The following is a 19,373-nucleotide window of genomic DNA, read 5'->3' as shown; positions in this document are numbered from 1 at the left end:
AGACTTCCAAGATCAATTCGATGGTAGCCCGGCGGACCCGGACACACCGCCGAAATCGTGATCTTTTCCTACGCCCCGCACGGACCTTGTCACGCTCGGTCCCCACCGCGGGGCGTCGCCCCGCGGGCTTCTCGCGTGCCGCGCCCTGGGAGGGGACCGTCAGATGATCGCCGCAGCGGCCCGGGTCAGAAGCGGCCGGCGGGTTCGGGGTCGGGGATCTCGTCGCTCGCGCGGCGGCCGCGTCCGGCGGCGAAGACGCCGACCAGCGCGGCCAGCGCGGCGCCGCCCTCGCTGGCGAGGCTGATCGTCTTCTCGGCGTACCAGACGGGTTCGTGCATGTCCGGCAGCGGGCCGAGCGCGCCCACGTCGACGTAGTAGTAGAGCACGACGGCGCCCGCCGCACTGGCCGCGACGACGAAGGCGAGCGCGTACGCCCAGCGCGTCGCGTAGGTGAGGACGATCACCGCGACCACCCCGGCGACCGCGGCCTGGACGCGGAACAGCAGGTCTCCGTCGATGGAGCCGCCCTGCACGAAGGCCATGTCGGGCGCGAACTTCCAGTGCACGATCGCGTCGGCCGCCAGTCCGGCGGCGACGATCAGGCGGAGTATGAGTCCCATACCTACTACACGGACGCGGCTCCGGCCCGGCTCAATGGTCGGAGGCGGACATCCCCGGGGCACCCGTCCCGGGTCAGCCGCTCGCGAGCTCGCGCCCCCGGTTGCGGGCCGCCTCGATCGCCTCCAGGACGGCGGCTCTGACGCCGTGCCGCTCCAGCTCGCGGATCGCCGAGATCGTCGTCCCGCCCGGGGACGTCACGGCCTCGCGCAGCAGCACCGGATGCTCCCCGGAGTCACGGAGCATGACCGCCGCGCCGACGGCCGACTGGATGACCATCTCCAGCGCGGCGGCGCGCGGCATGCCGAGCAGGATGCCCGCGTCCACCATCGCCTCGACGAGGTAGTAGAAGTACGCCGGTCCGCTGCCGGACAGGGCCGTGGCGCCGTCCTGCAGCGACTCGGGGATGCGCAGCACCTTGCCGACCGGCGACAGCAGCTCCTCGGCCAGCTTCAGGTGCTCCTCGCCCGCGTGCGACCCGGGCGAGATGACGCTCATCGCCTCGTCGACGTGGACGGGCGTGTTCGACATGACGCGGACGACGGGCACCCCGTCCGGCAGCCGCTCCTCGACGAACCCCGTCGTGATGCCCGCAGCCATAGAGATCACCAGCCGGTCGGCCGGCACGTGCGGGCCGACCTCCTCCAGCAGGGCCCCCATGTCCTGCGGCTTCACCGCGAGGACGAGCGTCTCGGCCGTCGCGGCGGCCTCCGCGTTCGACACGATCTGCACGCCGTAGCGCTCCCCCAGCAGCGCGCCCCGCTCCTCCCGGCGCGCGGTGGCGATCAGCTCGGACGGACGGCGGCCGGCCCGGAGCACCCCGGACAGCAGCGCCTCGCCCATCTTCCCGGCACCCAGAATCGCGATCATCGACATACCTTGACGTGGGGTTCCAAAGACCCGTCCAGCCTATCGCCGGGCCGGGCCGCGCCGCCCGGCGACCGCCGCTCGGGCCGCTCTCGGAGCCCCCTAGGAGCGCCCGACGAGGGAGCGCATGAAGAAGCGCAGGTTGGCGGGCCGCTCGGCGAGCCGGCGCATGAAGTACTGGTACCACTCGCGCCCGTAGGCGACGTAGACGCGGACCTGCGCGCCCTCCGCGGCGAGGCGGCGCTGCTCCTGCGGGCGGATCCCGTAGAGCATCTGGTACTCGAAGGTGTCGTCGTCGCGCTCGTTCAGCACCGACAGCGCGCCGGCGATCTCGATCAGCCGGGGGTCGTGCGTGGCGAGCATCGGATAGCCCTTGCCTGCCATCAGCACCTTCATGCACCGCACGTACGACCTGTCGACCTCCTCCTTGTCAGTGAAGGCGACCGCCGCGGGCGCTCCATAGGCGCCCTTGCACAGCCTCACCCGCGAGCCCTCGTAGGCCAAGTCCGCGCAGTGCTCCTCTGCGCGACGCAGGTACGCCTGGACGACCGCGCCCACGTCCGGGTAGTCACGCCGCAGTTCGTGGACGGTAGCCAGCGTCGAGTCGACCGTCGTGTGCTCTTCCATGTCGATGGTGACCGTCGTGCTGGCCGAGCGGGCGGCGGCGCACACGCGCCGCGCGTTCTCCAGAGCGAGGTCTTCGTCGAAGGTCTGGCCGATGGCCGACAGCTTGAGTGACACCTCGGCGCGCCTCCCGAGCCCGGAGGCGCCCAGCCGTCCCAGAAGCTCGACATAGTGGGCGACGTTCGCCTCTGCGCGCCCCTCGTCGTGGGTGTCCTCGCCCAGGACGTCCAGGCTGACGAGCAGGCCCTCGTCGGTCAGCCCGCCGGTGACGCGCAGGGCGTCGTCGATCGTCTCCCCGGCCACGAAGCGGCGGACCACGTCGCCGGTGAACGGCGCGGTCTCCACCACCCTGCGCGCGCCGCCGCTGCGCGACGCGACCAGCAACGCCTGACGAAGCACTGTGCGAACCCCTCGTCCCCTGGACCTACCGTCCCAGGTTATGCCGCCGGGGCCGGGCGCTCACGACACGGTGCCGAGGCTGTTACCGGCGCCGTACTGCTGGACGTACTCCTTCATCCGCGCGGTCTTGACCGCCTCGAAGAGGGCCTTCGCCTTCCCGCCGTCCAGGAACACGACGCTCTGCCGCTTGCGCATGCCGGTGCCCTTGTGCGGCAGCGTCATGAACATCACGTCGGACGGGCGGACGCTGCGCATGCCGAGCGCCAGCGAGCGCAGGTCGCCCGCCGACACCCCCTCGTCCACGCTGATCGACTTGGTGAGCGCCGACAGGAACCGGTCGAGTTTGAGCGGGTTGGTGAGCGTGCCCCGGTCTGCGGCCTGCTTGGCGAGCGCGCCGAGGAACGCCTGCTGCCGTTTGATCCGGTCGAAGTCGCCGTTCGGCAGGTTGTAGCGCTGCCGGACGAACAGCAGGGCGTCCTCGCCGTTCAGCTTCTGCCGTCCCGCCTCCCAGCGCTTCTTGCGCGCCGGGTCGTACACGCCCTGCCTGATGTTGACGGTGACACCGCCGAGCGCGTCCGTCATCGACTTGAAGCCCTCGAAGTCGATCGCGCCGTAGTGGTCGATGCGGATGCCGGTGAGGCTCTCCAACGTCTCGATCAGCAGCTTCGGCCCGCCGAACGAGAACGCCGCGTTGATCTTCTGCTGCCCGTAGCCGGGGATCTCCACCCACGAGTCGCGCGGGAACGAGATGATGTAGGCCTTCTTCCGGTCCGCCGGCAGGTGCAGCAGCATGATCGTGTCGGTGCGCTGCTGCCCCGGCTTCCAGACCTGGTTGCCCTCGCCGGTCGTCGCGTCGGCCCGCGAGTCCGAGCCGACGAGCAGCCAGTTCTCCGTCCCCTCGACGTTGGCGCCCGGACGCTTCTGGGCGTCGTCCGGCATCACGCCCTTGATCCGGTCGATGTTGCCGTTGTAGGACGACTGCCGCTGCCACGCCAGCCCGCCGAGACCGGCCACGACCAGCGCCACGAACACCCCCACGGCGATCAGGACGCGGGGCCAGCGCCGCTTGCGCCGCGTCTCGCCGCCGCCGTCCGAGCCGCCCCAGAACGCGGCGTCGGCGTCCCCTCCCGGGGCGCCCGGAGCGCCCGGAGCCTCGGGCCCCGCGGGCGCGGGCGCCCCCTCGTCGGGCCTCGGCGGCACCTGGGAGCCGTGAAGATCAGGGGAGGTCATGGCGCGAAGCTACCAGCAGCACCGGGCAGGGATGGCCGACTTCGGCCCACCTGTCCGGTTGCGGCGTAACCGGGCGTCCGTGTAAACCCGGCCCCCCGTTCGCGGGTCGCTCGCCGGGCGCTCACCCGCTCCGGCGGCGGAGGGTCACCGCGCCCAGCAGGAGCGCGACCACCACGAACGCGGCTATCACGGAGACGTCCAGGGCCAGGGTGCCGGTGAAGTCCGGACTGGCGCTGATCTCCTGCATGCCCTCGACCGCGTAGGACAGCGGCAGGACGTCCGCGATCGCCTGGAGCCAGGACGCCATCTCCCCGCGCGGGACGATCAGGCCGCAGAGCAGCAGCTGCGGCAGGACGAACGCGGGCATGAACTGGACGGCCTGGAACTCGGTCCGGGCGAACGCGCTGGCGAACAGCCCGAGGGCCATGCCGAGCAGCGCGTCCAGCAGCGAGACCAGGACGAGGGACGCCAGCGAGCCGTTCAGGTCGAGGCCGAGCCAGGTCAGCGACACGGCCAGCACGACGGCTACCTGGACGAGCGCGAGCAGGCCGAAGGCCAGCGCGTAGCCGAGCAGCAGGTCGAGCTTGCCGAGCGGCATCGTCATCAGCCGTTCGAGGGTGCCGCTCGTGCGCTCGCGGAGGGTGGCGACGCTGGCCACCACGAACATGACGGTGAACGGGAACAGGCCGAGCAGCATCGGCCCGATCCGGTCGAAGGCCGCCGGCTGGTCGAACACGTACCGCAGCAGGATCATCAGCAGCGTCGGCACGCCGATGAGCAGGGCGAGCGTGCGGTGGTCGTGCTTCAGCTGCGCCAGGATGCGCCGCATCGTGGCGAACGTGACGGCGGCGCTCATGACGGGCTCCCGGCCTTCTCGTGGATCAGGTGGAGGAACGCCCCTTCGAGGTCGGGGGCGCCGGTGCGCGAGCGCAGGCCGGCCGGCGTGCCGTCGGCGAGGACGTCGCCCTCGCGCATCAGCAGCAGCCGGTCGGTGCGTCCCGCCTCGTCCATGACGTGGCTGGACACGACCAGGGTGGCGCCCCGTTCGGCCAGCTCGCGGAACAGCTCCCACAGCTCCTGCCGCAGCACCGGGTCGAGCCCCACGGTCGGCTCGTCCAGGACGAGCAGTTCGGGCGCGCCGAGCAGGGCCACGGCGAGGTTGGCGCGGCTGAGCTGCCCGCCCGACAGCGTCGCCGCCGTCTGGTCGCGGCTGCGTCCGAGGCCGACCTCGTCGATGACGCGGGCGACGTCCGAGCGCGGCGCGCGGAGGACGGAGGCGAAGTAGCGCAGGTTCTCGGCGACGGTCAGGTCGGCGTAAACGGCCGGCGTCTGCGTCGCGTACCCGATGCGGCGCCGCAGGCCGGGCGACCCGGCGGGCTCGCCGAGCACGGTCACCGCGCCGCTCCGCACGATCTGGACGCCGACGATGGCCCGCATCAGGGTCGTCTTCCCGCAGCCGCTCGGGCCGAGCAGCCCCACGATCGAGCCGCGCGGGACGTCGAAGGTGAGCCCGTGCAGCACCTCCCGGCCCCCGCGGTCGATCCGCAGGTCGCGCACCTCCACCGCGGGGGCGGACGCATCCGCCGGACTAGAACTCATCATGTGTTGAATTTAGGCCGACACGGGGCCACGGTCAAGAGGCCGAAGGGCCCATCGGAAGGGGGCGTGCCAAGGAGGCCCGTCAGAAGCGCAAAGAACGTCGAGGGGCGGCGGAGCGCGCGGGCTCAGGAGGCGAGGTAGCGCTGGAGGGTGGGGGCCACCAGCTCGACCAGCTCGTCCTCGGAGGCGGAGGCCAGGGGCTCGACGCGCAGCACGTAGCGCAGGATCATCAGCCCGATCATCTGGCCGGCGGCCGCCTGGATCGCCAGCGGCGCCGCCTCCGTCGCCTGCGAGGCCCGCCCGAACAGCGCCGACGTGACGAACTCGCGCAGCAGCACCACCGCCCGCTCGTTCGTCATCGCCGAGCGGAGCATCGCGAGCATCGGGGCGCGGCGGTCCTCGTCCCCCCAGACCTGGAGGAACGTGCGGACCATCGCCTCGCCGATGCGGTCGCGGGGGAACGACATGATGTGCGGCAGCAGCACGCTCGGATCCACCGGGAAGCGCATCGCCTCGACGAACACGCCCTCCTTGTTGCCGAAGAAGTGGTGCACCAGCGCGGGGTCGACCTGCGCGGCGCGGGCGATGGCGCGCAGCGACGCGCCGTCGTAGCCCTTCTCGGCGAACAGGTCCCGCGCGGCGGCCAGGATCTTCTCGCGCGTCTCGGTCGGGCCCGGCCTGCGGCCCGGGCCCCGGCCGCGCGTCCCGGCCCCCGCCTCGCTCACCGGCGGACGCCCCGGCGGGTGATCTCCCCGGCCGAGGTGACCTCCCACGTGTGGGCGGCGGCGGCCAGGTGCAGGCGCGCGAACGCGAGGGCCTCGGCAAGGTCCTCCATCCGCTCGATCCGGCTGGACGCGCGCCGCGTGTTGACCTCCAGGACGACATGGCCCTTGAAGCCGCCCTCGGCGAGGTTCTCCAGCATCGTCCCGCACGGCTGGTTGCCCCGGCCCGGGACGAGGTGCTCATCCTTGTTCGTGATCCCGACCCCGTCGGCGAGGTGGATGTGGCGCAGGCGGTCGCCCAGGCTCCCCGCCATGTCGATGGCGTCCGAACCCGAGACGGCGGTGTGCGACAGGTCGAGGGTCACGTGCGGGTAGTCCTGGTCGACGGGATTCCAGTCGGGCAGGTACATGCCCGCCTCGGCGCCGCGCGCCTTGAGCGGGAACATGTTCTCCACCGCGAACAGCACGTCCGTCTCGTCCTGCATGCGGGCGAGGCCCTCGACGAACTCCTTCGCGTAGTCGCGCTGCCACCGGAACGGCGGGTGCACGACGACGACCTCCGCGCCCAGCTCCTCCGCGACGTCCTTGGAGCGCACCAACTTGCCCCAGGGGTCGCGTCCCCAGACCCGCTGGGTGAGCAGCAGGCACGGCGCGTGGATCGACTTGATGGGGACCTGGTGGTAGTCCGACAGCCGGCGCAGGACGTTCAGGTCCTGGGACGAGGCGTCCGTCGAGACCATCACCTCGATGCCGTCGTAGCCCAGCAGCGAGGCGATCTCGAAGGCGCTCGGGACCTTCTCCGGGTACACCGACGCCGTGGACAGCGTGATCGGCGCGTCCGGTACGCGGAGCGCCGGTGAAGGGGCGCCGTTGTGCTGCGGTGCCAAGGCTTCCTCGCCATGAATGATCGCTCGGCTGTGTCGTAGAAGAGAGCCTATGCCGCGACGGGCGTGATGAGACACTCGCCGGGAGTGATCTCGCTTGCTCCACCGGAGCCGCCGCTACCCTCTGTCTCCGTGGCCGAGATCGCGCGGGGCGCCGTGCCCAGCCCCAACATCTGGAACTCCCCCCAGGTCTACGAACTGGAGAACCGCGCCGTCGACCCCGACGGCGTGCTGGCCGCCGCGATGCGCGCCATCCGTCCCTGGGACGGCGCCGACGTCCTCGACGTCGGCTGCGGCACCGGCTTCCACCTGCCGTTCTTCGCCGAGGACGCGCGGCGCGTGATCGGCGTGGAGCCGCACGCCGGGCTCGCCTCCGCCGCCGCGCGCCGGACGCGGGACCTTCCCAACGTCACCGTGCGCACCGGCACCGCGCAGGCACTGCCGATCCCGGACGCGTCCATCGACGTCGCCCACGCGCGATGGGCCTACTTCTTCGGCCCCGGATGCGAGCCGGGCCTCGCCGAACTGGACCGCGTCGTCAGGCGCGGCGGCGCGATCCTCATCATCGACAACGACGCCACCCGCTCCACGTTCGGCCGCTGGTTCCAGCGGAGCCTGCCGAAGTACGACCCCGCCGCCGTCGAGCGTTTCTGGACGCGGCGCGGCTTCCACCGGGAGCCGCTGACGATCCGGTGGGCGTTCCAGAGCCGCGACGACCTGGCCGCCGTCCTGCGGATCGAGTTCCCCCGCGAACTCGCGGACGCCTGCCTGCGCGAACACCCCGGCCTTGAGGTGGACTATGCCGTGAATTTGTGGTGGCGTTGCCCCTGAGTTACCAGTCAGTTGGCCATCCGGGAGGAACGCACCATGGGTCGCGCCGCCGCCACGAGCCGAGCCACCGCCGGGAGGGCGCTCGGCGGTCTCCTCGCCGCCACCGCCCTCGGCGCGGCCGGCGCCGGCGCCGGGCTGGTCGCCCAGCGCCGCGCCATGCGCCGCCTGCAACTGCGTCCCGACCCGTTCGCGGGCGAGCCGTTCGGGTCGCTGCGCGGCCGCCCCCTGCCCGTCCGCGCCGACGACGGCACCCGCCTCTACGCCGAGATCGACGGCGAGGACCGCACCGACCTCGCGGTCGTGTTCTGCCACGGCTGGACGCTCACCCAGGACTCCTGGCACTTCCAGCGCAAGGCCCTGCGCGGCCTCGGCCGCCTCGTCTTCTGGGACCACCGCGGCCACGGCCGCTCCGACGGCGGCGCCCGCGACGGCTACGCCGTCCCCCGGCTGGCCCGCGACCTCGGCGCCGTCATCGAGGCGACCGTCCCCGCCGAGACGCCCGTCGTCCTGGTCGGCCACTCGATGGGCGGCATGACCATCATGCGGTACGCCGACGAGAACCCCGGCCTGGTCGGACGCAAGATCCTCGCGGCCGGGCTGCTGTGCACCTCGTCCGGCGGCCTCGGCGAGGTCACGCTCGGCATGCCCGCGCTCATCGCGCGCACCACCCACCGCCTCGTGCCCGCCGCCCTCGGCGCGCTCGGCGCCGGCTCGGGCGTCATCGAGCGCGTCCGCCACCTCGGCCGCGACGCCGCCGCCCTCGTCGAGGACATGGTCGCCTTCGGCCCGGACGCCAGCCCCGCCGCGGTCGCCTTCGCCGAGCAGATGATGGCCGACACCCGCATGGACGCCTTCGTCGACTTCTTCCGCTCCATGATCACCACCGAGGTGATCAGCGAGTGCGCGTCCCTCGGCGGCGCCGACACCCTGGTCATCGGCGCGGAGAACGACCTGCTCACCCCGGTCGAGCACAGCCTGAAGATCGCCTCCTGCGCGCCGTCGGGGCGGCTGGAGGTCGTGCCCGGCGCCGGGCACATGGCCATGCTCGAACGTCCCGGCGTCGTGTCCGACCACCTCGGCGACCTGATCGAACGGGCCCGCAAGGAGAGCTGACCCCCCGCCGCGCCCGGGCGCGGGATGAATACTGTCGGTGCCCGGCCCTACGCTTCCGCGCATGGCGAAGGCGAAGACGGCCAAGGCCGCCTACCGGTGCTCGGAGTGCGGGTGGCAGACCTCCAAGTGGGTCGGGCGCTGCGGCGAGTGCCAGACATGGGGAACGGTCACCGAAGCCGCGTCGGCGACCCCGGCCCGGGTCGTGTCGGCCGGGCCGGTCAGCTCGCCGGCCCGCCCGATCGGGCAGGTCGACGTGCGCTCCGCGCAGACGCGCTCCACCGGCCTCGACGAGCTCGACCGCGTCCTCGGCGGCGGCATCGTGCCCGGGGCCGTCCTGCTGCTGGCGGGCGAGCCCGGCATCGGCAAGTCGACGCTGCTGCTGGAGGTCGCCGCCCTGGCCTCGACGGCGTCCGGCGGCTCCGAAGGCTCCGGGGGCCCGGCGGGCTCCGAGGGCTCGCCCAGCGGGAACGTCCTGTACGTGACGGGCGAGGAGTCGGCCGAGCAGGTCCGGCTGCGCGCCGACCGCGTCGGCGCGATCACCGACCGGCTGTACCTCGCGGCCGAGACGGAGCTGTCGGCCATCCTCGGCCACATCGAGTCGGTCGATCCCGGGCTGCTCGTCGTCGACTCCATCCAGACGATCGGCACCTCCGAGGCCGACGGCGCGCCCGGCGGCGTCACCCAGGTCCGCGAGGTCGCCGCCAACCTGATCAGGGTCGCCAAGGAGCGCGGCATGACCGTCGTGCTGGTCGGCCACGTCACCAAGGAGGGCTCGATCGCCGGGCCGCGCCTGCTGGAGCACCTGGTCGACGTCGTCCTGTACTTCGAGGGCGACCGGCACTCCCGGCTCCGCATGATCCGCGCGATGAAGAACCGGTACGGCCCCACCGACGAACTCGGCTGCTTCGACCTGTCCGAGGTCGGCATCGTCGGGCTGCCCGACCCGAGCGGCCTGTTCCTCACCCGCCGCGAGGAGGCCGTCCCCGGTACCTGCGTCACCGTCACCCTCGAAGGGCGCCGCCCCCTCGTCGCCGAGGTGCAGTCGCTCGTCGCCAAGTCGCACCTGCCCGCGCCGCGGCGCGCCACCTCCGGCCTCGACACCTCCCGCGTCGCGATGGTCCTCGCCGTCCTCGCGCAGCGCTGCAAGATCTCCATGCACGAGCAGGACGTGTACGTCTCCACCGTCGGCGGCGTCCGGCTCGCCGAGACCTCCGTCGACCTGGCCCTCGGCCTCGCCGTGGCGGGCTCCACCGTCGAGCAGGCCCTCTCCACCAGCCTCATCGCGCTCGGCGAGGTGGGCCTCGCCGGAGAGGTCCGCATCGTGCCCGGCGTCCAGCGGCGGCTGGCCGAGGCGGCCCGGCTCGGGTTCAAGTACGCCGTCATCCCGCGCGGTTCCCTCGAACTCGCCGACGGGCCCCTCAAACGCGCGGATCCGCAGCTCAGCAGCTACGAAGGCATGAAAGTGATGGAGGTCGACAGCCTCCAGCAAGCGCTGCAGGTCGCGTTTACCGCGCCCTGACGGGCGTCCCGCCAGAGTATTACTCCACACAACGCACGCTTGCGACCTGGGGAGGAACCAGTGCGCGGCCCGCCTCGGTAAACTGGCGCCCGTCCAGCGACCTCCGGGGGCCAGGTGCCATCACACGACAAGGGTCATGACGAACGACGCCGCGCCACACTGGCCGCGGTGGCTCCCGGCACCCAGATCCGGGACGGACTGGAGCGCATCCTGCGGGGCCACACCGGCGGCCTGATCGTGCTCGGCTACGACAAGCCCGTCGCGGAACTGTGCACGGGCGGCTTCGAACTCGACGTCGAGTTCTCCGCCACCCGGCTGCGCGAGCTCGCCAAGATGGACGGCGCGATCGTCCTCGACGACAGCCACACTCGCATCGTCCGCGCCGCCGTCCACCTCGTGCCGGACTCCACCCTCCCCACCGAGGAGTCGGGAACCCGCCACCGCACCGCGGAGCGCGTCGCCCGCCAGACCGGCCTGCCGGTCATCTCGGTGAGCCAGTCCATGCACATCATCGCGCTCTACCTCGACGGCATCCGCTACGTCCTGGAAGACTCGGCGGCCATCCTCTCCAAGGCCAACCAGGCCCTGGCCACCCTCGAACGCTACAAGCTGCGCCTCGACGAGGTGTCCGGCACGCTGTCGGCACTGGAGATCGAGGACCTCGTCACCGTCCGGGACGTCAGCGCCGTCGTCCAGCGCCTGGAGATGGTGCGCCGCATCGCCGACGAGATCGAGGGCTACGTCGTCGAACTCGGCACCGACGGCCGCCTGCTGTCCCTCCAGCTCGACGAGCTGGTCTCCGGCGTCGACGTCGACCGGCAGCTGATCGTCCGCGACTACCCGTCCGACGACACCCGCACCCGCGGCGTGGACGCCATCCTGTCCTCCCTCGACACCCTGTCGGCCAACGAACTGCTCGACCTGTCCACGGTCGCCGAGGTGATGGGCTTCGCCGGCCCCGACGCCCTCGACCTGCCCGTCAGCCCCAAGGGCTTCCGGCTGCTCGCCAAGGTCCCCCGGCTGCCGAGCATGGTCGTCGAGCGCCTCGTCGAACACTTCGGCGGCCTGCAGAAACTCCTCGCGGCCAGCATCGACGACCTCCAGGCCGTCGGCGGCGTGGGCGAATCCCGCGCCCGCAGCGTCCGCGAGGGCCTCTCCCGCCTGGCCGAATCGTCCATCCTGGAGCGCTACGTCTGACCCTGTGCGGGGCTCTCGGGAGGCGTCAGCGAAGGCTGAAGACCAGCTTCTTGGCCTTCACGCCTTTCAGGGTGGCCACGTAGGTGCCGGGACGAGCACGGACGGCGCCCTTGCAGTCGCGCCGGCGGTCCCAGACGACGTCGTCGACGTAGGGGATGCCGCGCCGGAGCGTCGCCTTGGGCGCGTCGCCCCTGCGGCACTTGGTCGACGACCAGACCCGGTCCGCGCCGGAAGTGACGCGGACGTCCAGCGCCCCCGTGTCGAACGCGCAGGAGCCCTCACCCGTGCTGACGACCGTGACCCGGAACTCCGGCCGCTCGGCCCCGGCGTAGACGTTCTTCGCGGCGGACATGTTGACCACGAGGTCACCGCGGTCGCAGGGGCCGCCGTCGGCCTGCTCCGGCGCGGGCGTGGTCGTCGTCGTGACGGTGACCGTCGGCATCGCGCTCGGCGGCGGAGGAGGAGGGCGCGTGGCCTCGGCCGCACCCGCGGCACGGCGCGGCTCGTCCGCCCCGCCTCCTCCCTGGCATGTCCAGGCCAGCAGGCCGACGGCCCCAAGAACGCCCCCCAGCGCCCACACGCGCCGCCGCCAGTATCGATCGAGCCCAGAGCCATCCCGGTCGCGCTCAGTGTTCGCCCCCATGCGGGCAGTATGCATTCAGCGAACCGGGAAGAGCGGGCGACCCGCCGCATGCCACAATGGCGGCGCGCATGAACACCGAATCCGCCTACACCGCACCGATCCTCGCCTGGTACGACGCGAACGCGCGGGACCTCCCGTGGCGGGCGCCGGACGCGACCCCCTGGGGCGTCCTCGTCAGCGAGATCATGCTTCAGCAGACACCGGTCTCCCGCGTCCTGCCCGTCTGGGACGTCTGGACGACCCGCTGGCCGACGCCCGCCGCGCTCGCCGCAGAACCGTCCGGCGAGGCCGTCCGCGCATGGGGCCGGCTCGGCTACCCGCGCCGCGCGCTGCGCCTCCACCAGGCCGCCCGCGCGATCACCGAACGGCACGGCGGCGACGTCCCCTCCTCCCACGAGGACCTCCTGGCGCTCCCCGGAATCGGCGCCTACACCGCCGCCGCCGTCGCCAGCTTCGCGTTCCGGCAGCGGCACGCCGTCCTCGACACCAACGTCCGCCGCGTCCTGGCCCGGCTGCTCTCCGGCGCCGAGTACCCGCCGAAGACGCAGACCAAGGCCGAGGTCAGGCTCGCCGAGAGTCTCCTCCCGCTCGACCCGCCGACCGCCGCCCGCTGGGCCGTCGCCGTCATGGAACTGGGCGCGCTGGTCTGCACCGCCCGCTCGCCCCGCTGCGTCGACTGCCCCGTCATCGACAAGTGCGCGTGGCAACTGAACGGCCGACCCGCCTACGACGGGCCACCGCGAAGGGGCCAGACCTACGCCGGCACCGACCGGCAATGCCGTGGCCGCCTCCTGGCCGTCCTGCGAGACGCCGACGAACCCGTCGAGAAACCGGCCCTCGACATCGTCTGGTCGGACGCCGTCCAACGCGAACGCGCCCTCGACGCCCTCATCGCCGACGGCCTGGTCGACCCCCTGGAAGACGGCCGCTACGCCCTCCCAGGCTGACCCTCCGGTCCAGACGGCCCCATGAACAGCTCGATCGAGCCACCCCCAGGGGACTCAGAGGAGCTGACGACCGAGCGCAGCCACAGGCCGATCGCACTCGCACCTGCCTTCACAAAAAACAGCCCTCTACACACAAACTTCCGCGTAGACGAGATATAAGGGCGGGCCCCCGGACGCTACCGTCCGACCGGAGCGCACTTACACCCGCCCTTTAAGAAAGCGGGAGGCCGGACCTCTGGGCGCAAATGTCAGAACGGACGAGCTCCAGCAGGCGCCCCACCCAGTTGCGGCCTCTATCTCCGCGCGTGATCCAGTGGTCGGAGTCGATCCCGCCGTACCCGATCGGCGCGTCGCCCGTACCGAGCAGGATCTCCGCCAATTCCGGATGCTGCGCGTATTTCGCACGCATGAGTCCGGCCATCACCGCCGTCCTGCCCTGCGGCCATCCCTGGACGCGGGACGCCTCCTCTGCGATCTTCTGGGCGTCGTAGGGCCGTTCGGCCGCGCGGATCCGCTCCCGGACCTGGGGATCCTCAGCGGACAGAGCCCAGTAGGCGTGCGTGACCGACGGGTAGAGGACGCCGCCGACCTCGATCGGGGCCGGGAAGTCGTTCTGCAACGCGTCGATTCCCGGGTCCTCCGGCCACCCCCGCGGAAACACGCGCCCGCCAAGGTGAATCGTCCCGCTCGAAGGTTCCTGCGGATCGTCCACCCACCGCTTCGACTCGTATTCCGCGCGAGCGCGCTTCTCCTCGGCGAAGTAGCCCAGCGCCCATTCCCGCATGGCTTCGGTGACCACATCATCGTCGAACCAGCCACCGATCGGGCGCTCACCGACATCGGTGCACAGGAAGACCAGCGGGCGGTCTTTGTTGTCCATGTCGCCGAGCGAGTAATGGCGTTTGTGCGCGGGGATCGCCAGGTACGCCTCGCGCAGCGCCAGCCGGTCGGCCTCGTCCCGCGACTCCAGGTACCGGTCCAGCAGCGCCAAGCACCGGTCGGTGGAGTCCGGACGCTCGTTCAGCCGCTCGATGTCGTCGGCCACCTCCCCCAGCAGCATCTCCGGGGTGAGGCCGAACATCGGCTCGGCGGCCTTCCACCGGCCCAGCTCGAACGCGCTGATCTCACCACCATCGGGTACCTCCGTCACCACCCACCCGCATTCGAGCTTCTCGCGGAGGCCCTCCAGGTCGACCCACTCCCAGCAGCTGATGGCGCCGTCCGCGAACACCAGAAGGTTCGTGAGGTGGTACGAGACGTTGTGGATGAAGATGGGCCGCGCCACTCCCTCGATGCGCCGCCCGTCCTCGATCCGGTGGATCCGTAGCAATACGAGAACTCCTCAATCTCGTCCAGCGCAGCCGTACGACCGCCGCCCCACCCAGGTGCGACACGACCGCACATCCGGCCGATCATGGGCCGATCTCCCCACACCGGTCAACGAAAATTCGTTCGTCAACTCAAGCCGCGGGCTCGTACCGTACGCCAGTGCGCGATCTCCTGACCCTGCCCAAAGCACACCTGCACGTCCACCTCGAAAGCACCGTTCGCCGAGCCACCCTCCGCGAGATCGGCGCCGCCAACGGCGTGCCGGTCCCCGACGACGTCGGCGCGTTCGGCGACTTCGCCTCCTTCTTCGCGCAGAACGGCCTCGTCCGCGACTGCCTGCAGAGGCCCGATGACTTCCGCCGCATCGCCTACGAGTTCTGCCAGGACGAATCGGCCCAAGGCGTCCGGTACGCCGAGGCCTCGTTCACGGCAGCCGCCCACGGCGAACGCCTCGGCGACCTCGACATGCCCCTGGCAGCCGTCCTGGAGGGCCTTGAGGCGGGCCAGGAAGCCTTCGGCATCGAGTGCCGCCTGATCCTCGACCACTCCCGCCGCCGTTCCGTCGAGCGCGCCTGGCGGACCCTCGACCTGGCCCGCCGCCACGACCGCGTGGTCGCCGTCGGCCTCGCCGGCGACGAGGCCCACCCCGGCGACCCGTTCACCGAGGTCTTCGACGCCGCCCACGACGCCGGACTCCACATCGTCCACCACGCGGGCGAGGGCGAGGGCCCGGCCAGCATCCGGCAGGCTCTCGGCCCCGGCCGCACCGAGCGCCTGGGCCACGGCATCCGGGTCCTGGACGACCCCGACCTGGTGGCCGAGGTCCGCGAGCGCGGCATCCCCCTGGAGGTCTGCCCGTCCTCCAACGTCGCGCTGGGCTTCGTCCCGTCCCTGGACGCGCACCCCCTCCCCCGCCTCCGCGAAGCCGGTCTGCTGGTCACCCTCAACACCGACATCCCCGCCCTGATCAACACCCCTCTGGCCACCGAGTACGCCCACGTCCGCACCACCTTCGCCTACGACGACCCCACCCTGGCCGCCCTGGCCCAAGCCGCCGTGACCGCCTCCTTCGCCCCAGCCCAAACAAAGAAGACCCTCCAAGACGCAATCCAAACCTGGCTAACAACCCCACCGCCGTAGCCCCCGCCGCACCCCGGCGTCCCGAAACACCCCCGCCACCACCGAACAACAACCGCACACAGCCCGAGCAGACGGCGACGGCGAACGGCCGCCGCCGCGGTCCCAACGACCGCGCACGGCGACCCGCCGACGGCGACGCCCGCCGCCAAGGCCGCATGCCAGCGCGGCGACGCGGGCCAGGACGCCCGCCGCGGCCTTAGGCGAGCGCGAGGGCGGCTTGCCGGTGGTGCTTCCGGCGCCTCAGCCGGAGAACGGGCACCTGTCGCCGCCGTTCGAGGCGTCAAAACGCACACGTGGCAGTCACCCCCCCCGCACAGCCTCACATCCAGGCTCCCAGCACATCGACCTCACAGCCGGGCGCGAAGGGGTCGAAGCCGTGCTCGATCAGCCAGCGAACCGCCAGCAGGCTCCGCAACGACCACCACGCGTAGATCACGTCGAGGTCGACATCGATGCCATAGCCGGCGATGACGTCACCGAGGTGCTCCTCGTGTCCGAGCGTGAAGGTCGCGAGGTCGTACAGGGCATCGCCCTGGCCTGCCTCGGACCAGTCGATGATGCCCGTGACCTCGTCGCCGTCGACGAAGACGTGCGCGATCTGCAGGTCGCCGTGCGTGAAGGCCGGAGTCCACGGCCGGAGCGCGGCCTCGGCGACCTGGCGGTTGCGGGTGACCAGGTCGGCGGGCAAAGTGCCGCTGGTCACGAGTAGCTCGCACTCCTCGTCGAGTTCCGCAGCCAGCGCGGTGATGCTCCGTCCCGCCCGGCCGGGCCTGGACGGCAGCGGCGCGTCGTGCAGCTTCCGGATGGTGGCGCCCGCCGCGGCCCACGCCGCCGGCGACCCGGTCGACGGCCCGCCGAGCCGACCTAGCGTCGTCCCCGGAAGTGCGGCGATCGCGAGCGCGGGCGGCTTGTGCCACAGCACCTCCGGCGTTGGGACCGGCGCGAGGGACATCGCCTCGACCTCCACATCGATGCGCGCCTGATCAGCGTCCACCTTCAGGAACACGTCACCGACGCGCAGAGTCGCACGCTCGGAATGGGCGACGACGACCTCGACCTCATCCATGGGCGACCACTATCTCGGGGACACCCACCGAAGTCGCCTGGTTATTCGCTTGCGACTACGCGGCTGACCGCGTACCGCCACCCGACGGCCTCGTGTAAGACACTGCCCTCTGACCAGGCCAAGCCCACCACGCTGCCCGACTCACCAATGTCGCCGCCGACCAACCCCACACACCGTCGACACACCCAGCCCACACGAGCCAGCCTTCAAGGCCTGTCCGTGACTGCCCCAGCCAGACTGGCTACGACCCCAAAGCCACACACGGGACGAATCCCGTCAGGCGCTAGATGCGACTCTGAGAAGCCTTGGCCGTCCACCGGCGACTGCCGCCACCGCTCGCCATCGAGCAGCGCGGATCGCGGAGGCAAGCGCCCTCAGTCACGTGCCACCTAGGCAGCCAGAGAGGCAGAACAACGCAACGGCCGCGGCGTGTTCACTAGGGCGGCAACCTCAGCCCCCGCACCAACCACGCGACAACCTCCGGGCCGCGATCACGTCCGAAAGCAGGTTCAAGCTCGCGAGAGCCTGACCGCGCAGCGAGCCGCCGAGCGAGCTTAAGCGAGGCCAGCGATCACACAGGGCTCGATTATGGAGGGCCGTCAGGGCACGCAGGAGGAGAACACTGCCATTAACAGAGCACCCCAATCAGCACCTCGCCTTCACGGATCTCTCGTAGGAAGGGGTCTGTGTCGTCTCGCCACTGGGCCAAGGGGCGGACTACCGCGTGGACCGGAAGGCCTAGGCGGGCTGCCGCCTCCTGGGCGGTGTCGAAGGCCGCGTCCAGCGGGAGGTCCCCGATCACCAGGACCTCGACGTCTACGGGTGGGGGACCGGGGATCTCTTCGTAGCGTTCCGCCCAGGCGCCGAATAGGTAGAGCTCACGGACTGCGGGCAGGCGGCCGAACTCTTCGGCCACCACGACGGCAGGGCCGAACGTGAGCATCATGAGCCGAGCCAGCGGCTCGTAGAGGGGGCTCTCGGCATTGCGGCTCACCATGCGTCCGGCCAGGGTGCGGCGCAGGGTGAGGACGTCGGCATGGGCCAGCCGCTCCACCTCGCGCATGACGGACGCCAGATCGGTCCGGAGCATCACTGCAAGATCCAGCATCGAGGCCTCGCGCTCGGGTCCGAGCAGGAGCCGGGCGAGCAGTTCGCCCTGCAGGCGCGAGCGAAAGATCGGAGGCTGGGCCGGTGACCGTGCCCGCGCGTCTCCGAGGACGGCCCGGCCACGCCGCCTGAAGCCCGCCGTAATCGAATACATGTTCGAACAATAGAGCCGGGCTCTGACAGTTGGGGATGTCGCCGAGTTGAGCGGACGGAGTGTTCGGACAGTGACGGATGCGGCGGTTCACTTGCACGCTGGTCCTCCCTGAGTCACCTACAGGGTCCGCGAGGACGGCGGATATCAGAGGCCGAACGACGTTCTGTGGATAACCCCGCCGGCCCCTCCGGTCTGGGCCTGAAGAGGCGAGCGGCTCGCCTACAACGTCCAGACGGCCCCGAACGTCGCCGTCCGGCCACAAGACAGCCAGAACGGCACCCACGCCCCCACCGGCTCCACAACGGCAGCGAAGCCGCCCACCCAAAATCCAGGCGGCCCCACACCCGGGCTCCCTCAATAGCGGGCAAGGCGAGGGCCTGCCCGCCAAGACAACACCCACGCCCTCGCCGCGCTTCACGGCAGCAGCCAGGCGGGACTTGTAGAGCGACTCTGCCGGAAACGACGGGCCTAGTTAACACTGCCGTCCGAAGAGGCGGAACGGTTGGCCCACAGCCTCCAGGGAGATCCAAACCTTGACGGCCGGCTACAAGGCCCACCAAGACGACAACACCTAAGACCCGTTGTGCTTCACGGTGGCCATGCGGGGACCATCGGCATCCAACTCAGCCACCGCAGCAACACGCAGCAGCCTGGGGGCCGCGATCACGTCCGAAGGCAGGTTCGAGCTTGAGAACCTGATCGCGCAGCGAACCGGAGCGATGCCAACGACCGCCCCGGAGCCGTCGACAGAGAGCGCTCAACGTCCGAAGAAGGAGAGCACTTCAACGCCCATCTCAGCCGACGACGCCGCAACCACCCAACGATCCCAACACCCGCGATCACGTCCGAAGGCAGGTTCGAGCTTGAGAGCGCGATCGCGCAGCAAGCCGCAAGGCGAGCCAGAACGATGCCAACGATCGCCCGCAGTGGCCGACGGCAGGGGGCGCTCAGCGCCCCAAAGAGCAGTGCACTACAAGACACCCACCTCAGCCGGCACCGCAACCACGCAACAGCCTCGACGCTCGCGATCGCGTCCGAAGGCAGGTTCAAGCGGAGCGAGAACCTGATCGCGCAGCGAGCCGCCAGGCGAGCCGGAGCGATGCCAGCGATCGCACGCAGTGCCCGACGATGGAGGGCCGCCAGGCCCGAAGGAGGAGAGCACTGCAAACAAACACAGCGCTGCTCCTTCTTGGTCAGAAGGAGCAGCGCTGTGTCGTGGGCCTTGCTCAGTCCTTGTTGAAGTTCACCGCGCCCTCGATGGGGGGCGGGCTGTCGGGGACGGTCGACGGCTTCGGCACGCCCTTGAAGGTGAACTTGGCGTTTTCGGCGGTGTCGGTGTTGTCGGGGTCGAAGCCCTCGGTGCCGACGATGACGATCTGGCCGG

General features: G+C 71.2%; 18 protein-coding genes. 6 read left to right on the top strand and 12 right to left on the bottom strand.

Annotated features, from left to right (window positions below; genetic code table 11):
* Positions 1–185: 185 nt before the first annotated feature.
* The 8 genes from AB0C84_RS39975 to AB0C84_RS39940 all read right to left on the bottom strand — a co-directional run bounded on the left by AB0C84_RS39975 (position 186) and on the right by AB0C84_RS39940 (position 6,946).
* Positions 186–620, bottom strand: a complete 435-nt coding sequence (locus AB0C84_RS39975) for a hypothetical protein (protein WP_361076491.1) — start codon at positions 618–620, stop codon at positions 186–188.
* A gap of 73 nt (positions 621–693) precedes the next feature.
* Positions 694–1,488: a pyrroline-5-carboxylate reductase gene (proC, locus tag AB0C84_RS39970; protein WP_361076489.1), complete on the bottom strand. Its 795-nt coding sequence runs from the start codon at positions 1,486–1,488 to the stop codon at positions 694–696.
* A 99-nt stretch (positions 1,489–1,587) separates the two neighbouring features.
* Positions 1,588–2,508 (bottom strand): proline dehydrogenase family protein, encoded by a 921-nt coding sequence (locus AB0C84_RS39965; RefSeq protein WP_258944584.1) that lies wholly within the window; start codon positions 2,506–2,508, stop codon positions 1,588–1,590.
* A gap of 60 nt (positions 2,509–2,568) precedes the next feature.
* Positions 2,569–3,738, bottom strand: a complete 1,170-nt coding sequence (locus AB0C84_RS39960; RefSeq protein WP_179845778.1) for an LCP family protein — start codon at positions 3,736–3,738, stop codon at positions 2,569–2,571.
* Positions 3,739–3,859: 121 nt separating this feature from the next.
* Positions 3,860–4,594 (bottom strand): ABC transporter permease, encoded by a 735-nt coding sequence (locus tag AB0C84_RS39955; RefSeq protein WP_361076485.1) that lies wholly within the window; start codon positions 4,592–4,594, stop codon positions 3,860–3,862.
* Positions 4,591–5,340 (bottom strand): ABC transporter ATP-binding protein, encoded by a 750-nt coding sequence (locus AB0C84_RS39950; RefSeq protein ID WP_361076483.1) that lies wholly within the window; start codon positions 5,338–5,340, stop codon positions 4,591–4,593. The genes AB0C84_RS39955 and AB0C84_RS39950 overlap by 4 nt, the downstream gene beginning before the upstream one ends.
* Before the next feature lie 122 nt (positions 5,341–5,462).
* Positions 5,463–6,062: a TetR family transcriptional regulator gene (locus AB0C84_RS39945; RefSeq protein WP_361076481.1), complete on the bottom strand. Its 600-nt coding sequence runs from the start codon at positions 6,060–6,062 to the stop codon at positions 5,463–5,465.
* A complete protein-coding gene (locus tag AB0C84_RS39940; protein ID WP_258944589.1) occupies positions 6,059–6,946 on the bottom strand; it encodes a sugar phosphate isomerase/epimerase in 888 nt (295 codons plus the stop codon). The genes AB0C84_RS39945 and AB0C84_RS39940 overlap by 4 nt, the downstream gene beginning before the upstream one ends.
* 129 nt (positions 6,947–7,075) lie before the next feature.
* On the opposite strand from AB0C84_RS39940, the gene AB0C84_RS39935 reads away from it, so the two are divergent.
* From AB0C84_RS39935 to disA, 4 genes are all read left to right on the top strand, one after another.
* Positions 7,076–7,774, top strand: coding sequence for a class I SAM-dependent methyltransferase (locus AB0C84_RS39935; RefSeq protein ID WP_361076478.1), 699 nt, complete (start codon positions 7,076–7,078; stop codon positions 7,772–7,774).
* A gap of 36 nt (positions 7,775–7,810) precedes the next feature.
* Positions 7,811–8,887, top strand: a complete 1,077-nt coding sequence (locus AB0C84_RS39930) for an alpha/beta hydrolase (RefSeq protein ID WP_258944591.1) — start codon at positions 7,811–7,813, stop codon at positions 8,885–8,887.
* A gap of 61 nt (positions 8,888–8,948) precedes the next feature.
* The gene (gene radA, locus AB0C84_RS39925; RefSeq protein WP_179845772.1) at positions 8,949–10,406 is read left to right on the top strand and encodes a DNA repair protein RadA; all 1,458 of its coding nucleotides are present in this window, start codon (positions 8,949–8,951) and stop codon (positions 10,404–10,406) included.
* 114 nt (positions 10,407–10,520) lie between these two features.
* Positions 10,521–11,603, top strand: coding sequence for a DNA integrity scanning diadenylate cyclase DisA (gene disA, locus AB0C84_RS39920; protein WP_179845771.1), 1,083 nt, complete (start codon positions 10,521–10,523; stop codon positions 11,601–11,603).
* 25 nt (positions 11,604–11,628) lie between these two features.
* Here disA and AB0C84_RS39915 read toward each other — a convergent pair whose 3' ends face one another.
* On the bottom strand, positions 11,629–12,045 hold the full coding sequence (locus AB0C84_RS39915; RefSeq protein WP_361076474.1) for a hypothetical protein: 417 nt from the start codon (positions 12,043–12,045) through the stop codon (positions 11,629–11,631).
* A 269-nt stretch (positions 12,046–12,314) separates the two neighbouring features.
* Between AB0C84_RS39915 and AB0C84_RS39910 the strand changes: the two genes are divergently transcribed.
* Complete coding sequence (locus AB0C84_RS39910) at positions 12,315–13,193, top strand: A/G-specific adenine glycosylase (RefSeq protein WP_361076471.1); 879 nt, start codon at positions 12,315–12,317, stop codon at positions 13,191–13,193.
* A 211-nt stretch (positions 13,194–13,404) separates the two neighbouring features.
* On the opposite strand, the gene AB0C84_RS39905 is transcribed toward AB0C84_RS39910, so the two are convergent.
* A complete protein-coding gene (locus AB0C84_RS39905) occupies positions 13,405–14,523 on the bottom strand; it encodes an NADAR family protein (RefSeq protein WP_361076468.1) in 1,119 nt (372 codons plus the stop codon).
* Positions 14,524–14,681: 158 nt separating this feature from the next.
* Here AB0C84_RS39905 and add point away from each other — a divergent pair, with 158 nt between their 5' ends.
* On the top strand, positions 14,682–15,662 hold the full coding sequence (gene add / locus AB0C84_RS39900; protein ID WP_361076465.1) for an adenosine deaminase: 981 nt from the start codon (positions 14,682–14,684) through the stop codon (positions 15,660–15,662).
* A 319-nt stretch (positions 15,663–15,981) separates the two neighbouring features.
* Here add and AB0C84_RS39895 read toward each other — a convergent pair whose 3' ends face one another.
* A complete protein-coding gene (locus tag AB0C84_RS39895; protein WP_361076462.1) occupies positions 15,982–16,728 on the bottom strand; it encodes a phosphotransferase in 747 nt (248 codons plus the stop codon).
* A 628-nt stretch (positions 16,729–17,356) separates the two neighbouring features.
* On the bottom strand, positions 17,357–17,989 hold the full coding sequence (locus tag AB0C84_RS39890) for a hypothetical protein (protein WP_361076459.1): 633 nt from the start codon (positions 17,987–17,989) through the stop codon (positions 17,357–17,359).
* Between the last annotated feature and the right edge of the window lie 1,384 nt (positions 17,990–19,373).

Source organism: Actinomadura sp. NPDC048955, assembly GCF_040649435.1.
Lineage (GTDB): Bacteria > Actinomycetota > Actinomycetes > Streptosporangiales > Streptosporangiaceae > Spirillospora > Spirillospora luteofluorescens.
Note: the sequence above shows the minus strand (reverse complement) of the source record. Positions and strands in the feature narration are given on the sequence as shown.